This is a genomic window from Kordia zhangzhouensis, from assembly GCF_001005305.1.
GTDB classification, from domain to species: domain Bacteria; phylum Bacteroidota; class Bacteroidia; order Flavobacteriales; family Flavobacteriaceae; genus Kordia; species Kordia zhangzhouensis.
Map to the genome: position 1 here is coordinate 66,187 of NZ_LBMH01000001.1, position 13,625 is coordinate 79,811.

A 13,625-nucleotide genomic window follows, 5' to 3' on the forward strand; every position below is an offset into this window, starting at 1 on the left:
TTAATTAGTCACACAAGAGCTCGCCTTACATATTAAATTCTATATAAAATAGCTGAATATTCTATCGAAAGCTCCATTGTTTATAAGTAGTCATAGCTTCTAATTTGTTTTCTTTGGCATCTTCTAGTTCTGGAAAGAAGTCAATTCCTGTTCGTTGTTCTATTTCATCAACTGAAACAACATATTCATATAAAGGTTTATTTGAGTCTTGATGCGGCAGTAAGAAAGCAATCATTTTAGTGTTTCCTTCTGTATTGTCCAACAATATTTTATAAAAATAATTAGGCACTGCGACATCTTCGTGTCCAATTCTTTTAAGGTTTTTTTCTAATATTCCTCCAGTAACCACATATACACCGTCGTATTTTTTTGCCCAATAGCGCACCTTTTGTTCTAATCGATTCCAAATGCCCGAATTAAACTCATGTTCTTGTGGAGAAATATTACTAGTTAAAAACGTTTCTGTAAAGGCTGTTTTGGTATACTTTCTATCAGCCGCTGGACACAAATGCCCTCGATCATATCCAGATTCTTTATAATTACGCCAATGTGCTGACTTAGTTTTGATAGCTTCATCCTGTTCAAAATACGGGCGTTTGTAGTCGGTATATACTACTTGGTTCTTTTTCAATTCATATGCTACCCATTCGGCTTGCTCAAAAGCTTCATGATAAGATAATGAATATCCTTCATGATGAACAATTTGCCCTGTAGTTGAACTTGGTAAATAAAATTCATTTGTCAGCTTTTTGGGTTTGCTATTGGTCGTTTGCTTTTTTGTTCCGTGAATTTCATCATTAGGGTTGTATGTACGTGTTTGTTGTTTATTTTCACATTGTTCGTATATCAAAAAAGCTGCACCAATTAACAGGACTAGTAACGGATATATTTTGTTTCGTTTCAAGAGTATTTTTTTATGTATTTTATAGGAATATGTTTATGTATAATTTTCTAACAAGGTGTTTTTCACATATGCAAATTAACATCTTTAACTTTTTACATCCAAAGCATCACGTAAAGCATTTCCAACTAGCATGAACGCCATTACTAAACTCATTATAGCTATTCCAGGAATGATAGCCAAATATGGTTTTCCAAGAATAATATAACTATAGTGATCTTTAATCATTGCGCCCCAGCTTGGCATAGGTGGTTGTGCTCCTATACCTAAAAAACTCAGCCCGCTCTCTATAAGAATTGCCGCAGCAAAGTTTGCCGCCGAAATTACTATAACTGGAGCCATAATATTAGGCAATATATGTTTGGTAATGATTCTATAATCATGATATCCTAAGGCACGTGCAGCAGTAACATATTGCATTTGCTTCACACTTAATACCTGCCCACGCACAATCCTTGCTACTTCAACCCACATAGTAAGTCCTACTGCTACGAATACTTGCCAAAAACCTTTTCCTAGAGTTAGGGTAATAGCAATAACTAGTAGTAATGTAGGAATGGACCATGTAACATTAATAAACCACATAATAATTGCATCAACTTTACCTTCAAAGTATCCTGCCAACGCTCCTAATGTTATACCAATAAGTAATGAGATAAATACAGCCACAAACCCAATAGAAAACGAAATACGCATCCCGATGAGCATTCTGCTTAATACGTCACGTCCGTATTTATCTGTTCCTAAATAAAAAGTTTTTGATTTAATATATTGAGATGTTACTTGTTGCACACTCATATTATCAGGAAAATCATTTAACAGAATTTCCTTTTCCACACCTTCAATAGTTCCATCTGTATATTCTGTAATAAACAGTTGATTGTTTTCAGTACGATAACTTGTTAAGGGAATTTCTGTTTCGGTATTTTTTTTTCCAAAAAATATAGTCTTTACTAAAGATTCTTCTTTTTTTTCTTTGGAAGGAATTGTAAGCATTTGCACAATAAATCCAGGCTTTTTTGAGTGGATAGACACATGCATTTGGTTTGCATTTTGTGTATCATCTGGAGCAAACACATATGCAAAGACAACTAAAAAAGCACAAATTACAATAAAGCCAAAACTCAAAACGCCCCAAAAATTCTTTTTGAATTTCTGGAGCGCTAAAGCTGTTAATGAATTTGAGTGTTGACTCATTAATATCTTTTAAATTATCCTCTTACAACAGATCTTTTTTTCTTTTTGATATTGTTGATCTGAATATCTCCTAGCACATTGATTGCCTCTTCTACATATACATCTTTGGCTAAATCTTCATGCCATGCTTGTCGTTTACTTTGTAGGGAAGAATCTTTTTTCATTAATAATTCTTCATAAGGCAACGAAGTAAACGTAAGTTTTGTATCATAATCTGCTATGGCCTTAAATCGTTTTGCATATTCTTCATCTGCATCTGACTCTTTTTTGTAAGCTGCATAATTGAGAGGATACTCATTGTCATCTCTACGATTTTTAATCCACTTTGCATTTTCTTCAATCAGCTTCAGTTGCGCATTGTTTGCCATACGCTGTTTACTTCTCTTGATTGTTTCTTCATAATCTATATACCCATCCCAAAGGTCATAATCAGCAGCGTCAATGCGATCCCAAGGTAATGGGTTTTCTTGATCTTTTTCACCAACGTCAATAAAACTGTATTTATCAACCACCACTACATCACTTTTTACACCTTCTAATTGTGTGGATCCTCCATTAATTCTGTAAAACTTTTGAGTTGTTAGTTTCAGAGCTCCTACGTTTCCGTCTCCACCACGCACAAATCTATTTAAATCTACAATATTTTGAACAGTTCCTTTTCCATAAGTTTGTTTACTTCCTATTACAATTGCTCTTTTATAATCTTGCAATGCTGCAGCTAAGATTTCTGAAGCAGAAGCAGAAAGTTCATTTACTAAAATTACTAAAGGGCCATCCCACTGAATACGACTATCTTCATCATTTAAGATTTCCTTACCATCTACAGAGCTTTTTACTTGAACGATTGGCCCATCTTTTATAAAAAACCCTGCCATGTCTACTACTGTTTTCAAAGAACCACCACCGTTATTACGAAGATCTAGTACCAAACCTTCCATTCCTTGTTCTTTTAAACGTTCTAACTCTTGCTTTACATCACTTGCAGCATTTCGCTTATTATAATCTTCAAAATTTACATAAAATTTAGGCAAATTGATAATTCCGAATGTGCGTTTTCCTTTTTTAACTACAGCTGACTTTGCATAGGTTTCTTCAATTTCAACAAGATCTCTTTTGATTGTAATTACTTCAATAGAGCCATCTACTTTTTTGATGGTTAAGGTAACTTTAGTCCCTTTAGGTCCTTTGATAAGCTTTACTGCATCATCCAAACGCATTCCTACAATATCTACCGGCTCTTCTCCTTCTTGAGCTACTTTAAGGATAACATCTCCTGCTTCTATTTTTTTACTTCTCCATGCAGGTCCTCCTGAGATGACTTCAAAAATCTTTGCTCCTTCCGTACGCTTTTGCAAACGAGCTCCGATTCCTTCTAATGTTCCCGACATACTCATATCAAAACGATCTTTATCTTGAGGCGCCAAATATGAGGTATGCGGATCAAATTCTTCAACGATAGTATTTATATAAATGCTAAACCAATCTTTTCGCTCAAGGTCATCCATAAGGTCGAAGAATTCTACATAAGTTTTTGCTGTAGATTTACGAGCTTCTTTTTCTAATGTTTCATCATCTTTGATTTCGTAAGCAGCATCTTCTTTTTTCTTGTTTTCTTGTACTTCAAGTTTGATATCGTAGTTCGCCAAAGTAGAAAACTTCAATTCTTTTCTCCAACGCTCTTTTAGCTCGCTAACATCTTTGGCAAATGTCATTTTCTCGTAATCTCGGTTAATGGTTTCATTCACAGTGAAGTCGAACGGAGAGGCTAAGATTTCTTCTTGATATACTTTTGCTTCCTCCATACGCTTTACCAAACGATCATATACCAAGCTAAAAAATTGTACTCCAGGCTCTCTTATTTCGTCGTCTATTTTGTGTTTATATTGACTAAACTCTTCAACATCTGAGGCCAAAAAGTAGCGCTTCATCGGATCAACGGCTTCCATAAAGTCGTTGTATACATTTTCAGAGAAATCATCATTAATATCTTGCGGATCGAAATGCCATCTTCCCAATACATAAGAAATTAGGTCTACTAATGTTTTATCTTTCTCGGGATCATCAAATGTTTTTTTAGCAAAACCACAAGATACCATTGCAAAGACCAATAGTATCACTAAAAATATTCTATTCCTTTTCATAAAAGCTCGAATTTTCACACATTTATTTTTTTTCATTCTCAACAATTAGCTTGAATATTGACAATCATCATTAGGAAAAGATTATCATCTTTAGGGCTAATTTTTCTAATTTTTTACTAAAATAAAGAAAAAACTATGCCATTATTTAACAATCGTACTAATTTTTTGTTAAAGATAAAATGCTATGCATGTCACGAGTAAATTATGTACTTTAGCAATATCAAAACGAATTACTTTTTTATGAGCGAGAAACCACTAATTTTAGTTACCAACGATGATGGAATTACTGCTCCCGGCTTGCGGGCATTGATTGATGTAATGAATGAATTAGGAGACGTGATTGTTGTAGCTCCAGACAGCCCGCAAAGTGGAATGGGGCACGCCATCACAGCAAACTCAACTATTTATTGCACAGCTATTACAATTGATGAAGGTCCACAAATAGAATATTCTAGTTCCGGAACACCCGTAGATTGTGTAAAACTAGCTGTAAATGAAATTTTAAACCGCAAACCTGATATTTGTGTTTCAGGAGTCAATCACGGCTCTAACTCTTCTATCAATGTAATCTATTCTGGTACTATGAGTGCTGCTGTTGAAGCAGGAATTGAAGGAATTCCAGCGATAGGTTTTTCATTATTAGATTATGACTGGGAAGCCGATTTTGAAGCCACTAAAGGATATGTAAAGAAAATTACTAAAAAGGTACTAGAGCACGGCTTGCCTGAAGGTGTTGTTTTAAATGTAAATTTCCCAAAGCTAAAAGAGAAAGACATTAAAGGAATTCGTATTTGCAGACAAGCAAAAGCATATTGGCAGGAAGATTTTGACAAACGTACCAATCCGCATGGAAAGCAATATTATTGGTTATCTGGGAAATTTGTGAATGAAGATAAAGGAGAAGACACTGACGAATGGGCATTGGCAAACGGATATGTTTCCTTAGTTCCTGTAATGTTTGACTTAACAGCACATCACGCAATTCAAAAACTTAATAGCCTAGGATTTAATGAAGAATAAAGAAGTAATTACAGGTATTGTAGTTGGATTGTGTACTACCATCATAGGTACTTTTTTGTATTTATTGTATGTTTCTTTTCAACGAAATGCAAGTTTAGGAGCTGTTTGGGACTTTGCCGTAAGCTCAAGCGAAATAAGCTCTGTTGTAGTATATGGAGCAGCATTAAATTTTGTTGCCTTTTTTGGTTTTTTAAATTTTAACAAAGAAAAACGTGCTAAAGGTGTCTTGATTATTACAATCATTACTGCTGTTTTGGTATTAGCACATAAATTATTGAACGTATAATTATGAAGTACTACATCATTGCTGGAGAAGCTTCTGGTGATTTGCATGGTTCCAATTTAATGAAAGCTATAGCAAATCTTGACCCTGATGCCGATTTTAGGTTTTGGGGCGGAGATTTGATGCAAGCGGTTGGTGGTACTTTGGTCAAGCATTACAAAGACCTTGCTTTTATGGGATTCATTAAAGTATTGATGAATCTTCGAACTATTTTGCGAAATATTTCACTTTGTAAGGAAGATATCGCAAACTACCAACCTGATGTACTGATTTTTATTGATTATCCAGGTTTTAATTTGCGCATAGCCAAATGGGCTAAACAACAAGAAATTCCAACTCATTATTATATTTCTCCACAAATTTGGGCGTGGAAAGAAGGCAGAATAAAAGCCATTAAACGCGATGTAGATGAAATGTATGTCATTTTACCTTTTGAAAAAGAGTTTTATGAAAAAAAACATGCGTATCCTGTGCATTTTGTGGGACATCCATTGCTTGATGCCATCGCAGACAGAGAACCTACCGACGGAGATAAGTTCAGGAAGGAGTTTGGAATGGATCAACGTCCAATTATAGCACTACTTCCAGGAAGTAGAAAACAAGAAATTACGAAAATGCTTTCTGTTATGCTTTCTGTTGTAGAAGCTTTTCCTAATTATCAATTTGTAATTGCTGGAGCTCCAAGTCAAGAACGCTCTTTTTATGAATCGTTTACCCAAAAAGCAGCAGTTCATTTTGTAAGCAATCGTACATACGACCTCTTATCTGTAGCTACTGCGGCGTTAGTTACCTCTGGAACTGCTACATTAGAAACAGCCGTTTTTAAAGTTCCTGAAGTAGTTTGTTACAAAGGCAGTTGGATAGAATACGAAATTGGCAAACGTTTGGTAAAACACATTGAGTATATTTCTCTGGTGAATTTGATTATGGAAAAAGAAGTTGTGACTGAATTGATTCAACACGATTTTAATACCAAACGACTTCAAAAAGAACTCCATAAGATTTTAGAAGATACTCATCGAACTCAACTTTTTGCAAATTACTTTGATTTAGAGCAAAAATTAGGAGGCAAAGGAGCAAGTGCTAACGTTGCTAACTTGATTGTGAATTCACTCAAAAAATAAACTTCAAACACAATTATTTAATTCACAAGTATTTACAAAGGAACTAACACCCATTTTTAAATACACAAATTACTTCTGTTATAAGTTTTCATGTTGTTTTTGAGATTTGTAATATCAGATTATTAATCTATCAACCCTTTAAAATCATGGGAGAATTTGACGGCAATTGGCGAACAGTAGTTTCAGGAAAAAATGAGTGTTTGTGGTTGTTCGTTTACATTTTAAGAATCTGTTGTAACGTAAAAAAGCTATCTAAGATTGTATGATTTTGGATTGCTTTTATATTAAGAGAGTTTATATTTTGTTACTTTAGCGGAAAAGCATTGTATATGATTCGTAAATTTTTACTGTTGCTCCTTTCTTTTTTTATATTCTCTTGTGGAAGTAGTAAAAAAGTTTCTTCATCTTCCAAAAGGACAAAAACCAAAACTGTTCGTGTTCATTCTTCTTCTACAAAACCATTCAACAAAGCCAATGCAATTGTAGAAACCGCTTTGGCATACCAAGGTACTCGATATAAGTTTGGCGGGACTAACAGAAAAGGAATGGACTGCTCAGGACTTACTTATACTGCTTTTAGAGCACATCATATTGAACTCCCAAGAGTTTCCTATCAACAAGCTACTAAAGGAAAACGTATTAAGTTGAGTGCTGTACAGAAAGGAGATTTATTGTTTTTTCAAACGAACAAAAATAGAAAACGTATTAATCACGTGGGCTTAGTTATTGAAAATAGCCAAGGTTCTATTAAGTTCATTCACGCCACAACTTCTAAAGGCGTATTGATTTCCTCACTGAGCGAGCGCTATTGGAAAAATGCTTTTACGGAAGCTAGACGCATTTTATAATTAGTCTATCCCTCTATTTTTAAAAATTTTGAACGCTTACGAACAAATTTTGTTGTTCGTACATTTATCAAGGACTTGCTGAATTAGATTCGCTATTTTATGCTGATTTTAATTTAGTTACAGTTTATGAAATGGCTTCATTTTACAATTACCAAACTAACTATTTCACTAATTTTTGGGATTTTACTTGGGTATTATTTTTCTATTTCTATAAAGTTTAGTCTGTTTGTTTTTGGCACACTATCGCTATTAATGACTATATGTTTTTGGATTGCTCGCAAACAATTCATACAAACTATTTATTTTGGAATGTTTGCATTACTTACCATGACAAGTTTAGGTATTGTTATTGAAAATTTCCACAATGAAAGGCTCCATCACTCACATTTCAGTCATCTCAATACCATCAAAAATATACAAGTGCAAGTTCGTGAAGTACTGAAACCCAACAATTACTATAATCGCTATTATGCTAAGGTTATCAAAGGGAATGATGTTACTGTTTCTGGCAAGTTATTGTTGTTGGTTCAAAAAGATTCATTAGCAACACCTCTAGCTGTAGATGATGTAGTATACACAAATCATAATCCTGAAATAATACGTAAAGCGTTAAATCCTAGTTCTTTTGACTATAAGATGTATTTAAACGATCGTTATATTTATCATCAATTACAATTGCAATCTTCTGATTATATAGTTTCCAAAACACCTGTTTCATCTGCTTATGGTTTCGCTTATCGTTTACGAACTTATATTCACAATCAACTGATTCATTATGGTTTTAGCGCAGATGAGCTTGCTGTTCTTGAAGCTCTTATTCTTGGACAACGACAAGACATTTCTAAAGAATTACAAACCAATTATGTAAATGCAGGAGCTATTCACATTTTAGCAATTTCAGGCTTACATATTGGAATTTTAGTAATGATACTACAGTTTATTTTAACTCCATTACAACGATTAAAACATGGAAAAAATTTCAAACTTTTTCTTATACTTCTCATTTTATGGGGTTTTGCTTTTATTTCGGGCGCATCAGCTTCTGTTGTTAGAGCTGTTACAATGTTTACTGCGCTAGTTATTGCCACTCATTTCAAACGCCAAACAGATACTTTACAAGTACTTATAGTGTCAATGTTTTTCTTACTACTTTTTAAGCCACATTTTTTATTTGATATCGGATTTCAATTAAGCTATACTGCTGTGTTTGCAATTGTATGCTTACAACCTCTTTGGAAAAAATTATGGAACCCTAAATCGCTAATACCAATATCTTTTTGGAATTTGCTTACGGTAAGTTTATCAGCACAATTGGGCGTTTTGCCTTTGAGCCTGTATTATTTTCATCAATTCCCTGGATTGTTTTTTGTGACTAATTTGACCATCATTCCTATACTTGGCTTCGTTTTAATTTTTGGAATTATAATTATTTTGCTTGCTTCCGCAGAGATGTTGCCTATTTTTTTAGCAGACTCATATGTATGGATTATTCAGCAGATGAATTCGTTCGTTTCATGGGTAGCTTCACACGATCAATTTGTTTTGCAAGATATTCCAATGCATTTATGCCAGCTTTTTGGCTCATACATTGTACTGATTGCCATTACTTATTATTTGCATTTCCCCAAAAAAAGACATATAAAAGTCGTGCTGTATAGCGTACTGATTTGTCAAGGATTATGGTTTTACAATCGCTTTCAATTATATGCTACTAAAGATTCTTTTTCTATATTTCATCAAAATAAAGCCTCTATCATGGCAATACAAAAAGGAACTTCATTAGCAGTATATCATTCCTTAGATAGTTTGGCTTTCGCCAGAAATTACACAATGCAACGCTTACAAAATCAAGAAATTGTATCACATTTAACAATCAGTTCATTGCAAAATGTATATAAAATAAACGGTTCGCATGTATTACGAGTTGATAGTTTGGGTATTTATAAAATACCAAACTTAAATCCTAGTTATGTTATACTGACCAATTCTCCCAAAATAAATTTAAACCGTCTTATTAAAGATTTGAAACCTAAACAGATTATTGCAGATGGAAGCAATTATAAAAGTTATATCAATCGTTGGCAAGCGACTACTCAAAAACAAAAAATCCCTTTTCACTATACAGGAGAAAAAGGATTCTTTTCTATTTCTTTGAAAAAGTAAACTTAGCTTTTAAACTCATTTACAAATTCTTTTTGATATTTCTCCCAATCTTCTTTTGTGTTAATTTCTTTATAGGTATCATTTTTGAAAAGTTTCAAATAGATTTCTAGCTGTTTTGGTAACAAATATCCCGAAATCGGAGCAATTACATTGAAATCACTATCAAAGAAAACCATAGTTGGATATGCACGAACTCTTAAAAATTGAGCAAACAAGTGTTGTGCATTTCTTTTTCCTTTTCTATTCGGATCATAGTTAGGATTCGTATACGTTTGGCCTTTGTAAGTGACATCAATATCACTTTCTGCATTAAACTTCACAGCATAATAATTCTCATTAATATATTTTGCTACATCAGGATTTCCGAATGTATTTTTATCAAGTGCTTTACATGGACCACACCAAGTGGTATACACATCCATAATCACTTTTCGCGGTTCTTTCTTTATAAGTTCTTGAGCCTTTTCTACACTAATCCAATTAATCTTTTCTTGTGCATGCACACTAATAAGACCTGTTAAAAATAGACTCACCAATACTATTACGTTTTTCATATTATTCATTTTATACATACTTTGTCGCAAACATTATGCCTAGTTTACGAATCTATATTGTTATAAATGTACAGCATTAAAAAAGCGTTTCCAAATAGAAACGCTTTGTATATACCTTTGATAGGTAAATTTATTTTACGCCATGCATGAGTTTCTTTAAGACACTGTTTAAAATCATTGAAATCAAACCGATTGCTATCGGGAACAATGTAAATATTAAGAAAAATGTACTCAAAGAATATTGCTCAGTAATTTTATCAATCATTCCTCCCAACGTTCCTGCAGCTTTCTGTCCTATTGCAATAGCTAAATACCAAATACCAAACATAAAACCTATCATTCGTCCTGGAACTAATTTACTCAAATAAGACAGTCCCACAGGCGAAATACACAATTCTCCCATGGTATGAAAAAGGTATGCTAGTATTAAAAATATCATACTCACAGACGCAGATTTTGCTCCCTGCGGAATACCTAAAGTTCCAAATACTAGAATTCCGAATCCAGCACCAAGTAATACGAGACCTATACCGTATTTCATTGCTGCACTAGGATTATAGTCACTCTCCCACCATTTTGAAAATAATGGAGCAAGTGTAATAATAAAGAATGAATTCAATATTCCAAACCAAGTAGCTCCTACTTCTGTAGTTTCCTTGCTAAACTCATTATTGATTTTATAAAAAACTATATACCATAAAAAGGCAAACGAGATCGCTAATATAATATTGGAATATGGAATTTTTGAATACGTTTTTTTAAACAGTAAATATAAAACCCATGTAATGATAGCTAATGGAACTACTGTTAAAACCAAATCTACAATTTTAAATATTAAGGCTGAATTCCCCGTCAATGCTCGTTGAGTATAATCTCTAGCAAATAATGTCATAGATCCTAGAGCTTGCTCAAATGCAGCAAAGAAAACCACCGTAAACAATCCGAAAACAGCAACTGCTATAAGTTTATCTCGGACTATTTTAGAATAACGAGCCGTTCTAGATATAATTAAATATAGAAAAATTGCTAACCCAATCAACACAGTCGCATAGGATCCATTTAACCCTAATAATTCATAATTTAATATGTTTATATTTCCAATTTTTGACATTGGATCATTAAATAAATAAAGTAAACCACACAAAGCTGCTATTGCCATTAATACCTTATCTAAGGTTGTAAATGGATTCAATTTTTCCACAACTTCTTTTTGTATTTCTACTGGGCTTTCTTCATTAATATTCTGAGGCAGTTCAACCTCATATGTTTCAGAAGGTTTTGCTCCTATAGAACCAAATAAGTCTTTAGCCAACCAAAACTGAATTAAACCTAACAGCATAAAGATTCCTGCTAATCCAAAACCATAGCTCCATCCAAGATTTTCTGCTAAGTACCCACAAAGCATCATTCCAAAAAACGCACCTGCATTAACACCCATATAATAAATCGTATAGGCACCATCTTTTTTAGATTCTTTGCCTTTATACATCTCAGAAATCATAGAAGTCATATTTGGCTTAAAGAAACCTGTCCCTATGATTAATAACGCTAATCCTAAATACAAAGACCAAGGCGTTTCAAAAACCATAGCCGCATGTCCTAACATCATAATAAAACACCCTATAACGACTGCTATACGATACCCAGTAATTTTATCTGCAATCCAACCGCCAAGAATTGGTGTTAAATACAATAAAGATCCATAAGTTCCTATCAAGGCTAATGCATTTTCTCTTGGCCAATCCCAACCTGGGTGATCTACACCAAATAATGGTGCTGTTAAAAATATAACCAATAAAATTCGCATTCCGTAAAACGAGAAACGCTCCCACATTTCTGTAAAGAAGATGACAAATAATCCTGCAGGATGCCCAATAACTTTATCCTTAAATAAATTTTCTATATCTGTATTCATGATAATATACTATTTTGATTCAAGAATGTTAGTTAATCTCAGGATCTCCTAGTTCAAATCCTTCAGTAAGATCATCTTCAATAGCTCTTTCATTGTCTTCTGCTCCATGTGTCAGTGACTCCAACTTTTTTCTAAAGACCATAACTAACAAGCCAAATACTACACAAAATACAGCGATTCCAGTAAAAATAGTGTACTCACCTAAGCTTTCAGAAGCTTCTCCTAATAATCCTGCTAACTTGTTTCCAAAACCTGTCATTGCAAAATATACTCCCATCATTAATGAAGCGTATTTTAATGGTGCAAGTTTTGTAATATAAGATAATGCCACAGGTGAAATACATAACTCTCCTATTGTATGGAACAAGTAAGCCAATACCAACCAATACATTGCTGAACCACCAACATTTCCTACTACAGGTCCATTAGCGTTATATTCTGCTGCTGCTGCTGTCATAAAAAAGAATCCAGTACCCATAATAATTAAACCAATAATCATTTTAAATAATGAGGTAGATACTTTTCCTTTGAGTTTTCTAACCGCCCAATACCCTGCTACCAATGTTCCTAAGAATATAATAAACATTGCATTGAGTGATTGAAACCAAGAAGCAGGCACTTCCCATCCAAATAACATTCTATTTGTTTTTTCTGCCGCATAGATATTCATTAACCCACCAGCTTGTTCAAAAGCTCCCCAGAAAACAATTACTAACAAGAATGATATGAATAAAACAATGATTCGGTCTTTTTCAATTTTTGTCAAAGGTTTGCTCATTGCCTCTTTTTCCATTTCGTTTTCAGAAGTTCCCAAGAAGTTTCCAACATGTTTTAGGTGTTTTTGTCCTAATAAATATTGTAATAATCCTAACGCCATTCCGATTCCGGCTAATCCGAAACCATAATGCCATCCATGAACTTCTCCAACATATCCTACTATCAAACTTGACAAGAAGGCACCAACATTAATTCCTATATAGAAAATCGTAAATCCTTTGTCACGACGAATATCACCTTGTTTGTATAATCCGCCGACCATTGTTGAAATGTTAGGCTTCAACATTCCCACTCCAGCAATGATTAATCCTAAACCTGTATAAAATGCCCATAACTCTTCTATCGCTAAAATACTGTGACCTGCCACTAGCAATATTCCACCGTAAAGTACCGATTTTTTTTGCCCTAAGAACTTATCTGCAATCCATCCTCCTGGAATAGACATTACGTATACTAACATTGTATAAGTACCATAAAGAGATAATGCTTCTCCATTTGTCCAGCCTAATCCTGCATTGTCACCTTGTGTTTCTGCAACAAGATATAATACCAAGATTGCGCGCATACCATAGTATGAAAAACGCTCCCACATTTCTGTGAAGAAAAGTACATACAGTCCTACTGGATGTCCAAATAGCTCTTTTTGATGAGCTTGCTTAACTGAGTTTGTCATTATATTAAATAGTTTGGGTTAGTGAATGT

The 13,625-nt window shown here is 33.8% G+C and carries 11 protein-coding genes; 5 read left to right on the forward strand and 6 right to left on the reverse strand.

The window, feature by feature from the left end; all coding sequences use genetic code 11:
- Nucleotides 1-61 precede the first annotated feature (61 nt).
- The 3 genes from AA088_RS00315 to AA088_RS00325 all read right to left on the reverse strand — a co-directional run bounded on the left by AA088_RS00315 (nt 62) and on the right by AA088_RS00325 (nt 4,239).
- Complete coding sequence (locus AA088_RS00315) at nt 62-904, reverse strand: DNA/RNA non-specific endonuclease (protein ID WP_046742957.1); 843 nt, start codon at nt 902-904, stop codon at nt 62-64.
- 84 nt (nt 905-988) lie between these two features.
- Complete coding sequence (locus AA088_RS00320) at nt 989-2,098, reverse strand: ABC transporter permease (protein ID WP_046742958.1); 1,110 nt, start codon at nt 2,096-2,098, stop codon at nt 989-991.
- Between the two features lie 14 nt (nt 2,099-2,112).
- The gene (locus tag AA088_RS00325) at nt 2,113-4,239 is read right to left on the reverse strand and encodes a carboxy terminal-processing peptidase (protein WP_046743171.1); all 2,127 of its coding nucleotides are present in this window, start codon (nt 4,237-4,239) and stop codon (nt 2,113-2,115) included.
- Between the two features lie 240 nt (nt 4,240-4,479).
- On the opposite strand from AA088_RS00325, the gene surE reads away from it, so the two are divergent.
- The 5 genes from surE (at nt 4,480) to AA088_RS00350 (ending at nt 9,677) form a co-directional block, all read left to right on the forward strand.
- On the forward strand, nt 4,480-5,259 hold the full coding sequence (surE, locus tag AA088_RS00330; RefSeq protein ID WP_046743172.1) for a 5'/3'-nucleotidase SurE: 780 nt from the start codon (nt 4,480-4,482) through the stop codon (nt 5,257-5,259).
- The gene (locus AA088_RS00335; RefSeq protein ID WP_046742959.1) at nt 5,249-5,545 is read left to right on the forward strand and encodes a hypothetical protein; all 297 of its coding nucleotides are present in this window, start codon (nt 5,249-5,251) and stop codon (nt 5,543-5,545) included. The genes surE and AA088_RS00335 overlap by 11 nt, the downstream gene beginning before the upstream one ends.
- Nucleotides 5,546-5,547: 2 nt before the next feature.
- Entirely contained in the window at nt 5,548-6,666 is a 1,119-nt protein-coding gene (gene lpxB / locus AA088_RS00340) for a lipid-A-disaccharide synthase (protein WP_046742960.1), read from the forward strand.
- A gap of 329 nt (nt 6,667-6,995) precedes the next feature.
- Nucleotides 6,996-7,514, forward strand: a complete 519-nt coding sequence (locus AA088_RS00345) for a C40 family peptidase (RefSeq protein WP_046742961.1) — start codon at nt 6,996-6,998, stop codon at nt 7,512-7,514.
- Nucleotides 7,515-7,640: 126 nt separating this feature from the next.
- Complete coding sequence (locus AA088_RS00350; protein WP_046742962.1) at nt 7,641-9,677, forward strand: ComEC/Rec2 family competence protein; 2,037 nt, start codon at nt 7,641-7,643, stop codon at nt 9,675-9,677.
- 2 nt (nt 9,678-9,679) lie between these two features.
- Here AA088_RS00350 and AA088_RS00355 read toward each other — a convergent pair whose 3' ends face one another.
- The 3 genes from AA088_RS00355 to AA088_RS00365 all read right to left on the reverse strand — a co-directional run bounded on the left by AA088_RS00355 (nt 9,680) and on the right by AA088_RS00365 (nt 13,596).
- Nucleotides 9,680-10,231: a thioredoxin family protein gene (locus AA088_RS00355; protein ID WP_046742963.1), complete on the reverse strand. Its 552-nt coding sequence runs from the start codon at nt 10,229-10,231 to the stop codon at nt 9,680-9,682.
- Nucleotides 10,232-10,361: 130 nt separating this feature from the next.
- Entirely contained in the window at nt 10,362-12,146 is a 1,785-nt protein-coding gene (locus AA088_RS00360) for a peptide MFS transporter (RefSeq protein ID WP_046742964.1), read from the reverse strand.
- 28 nt (nt 12,147-12,174) lie between these two features.
- Nucleotides 12,175-13,596, reverse strand: coding sequence for a peptide MFS transporter (locus tag AA088_RS00365; protein WP_046742965.1), 1,422 nt, complete (start codon nt 13,594-13,596; stop codon nt 12,175-12,177).
- Nucleotides 13,597-13,625: the final 29 nt, after the last annotated feature.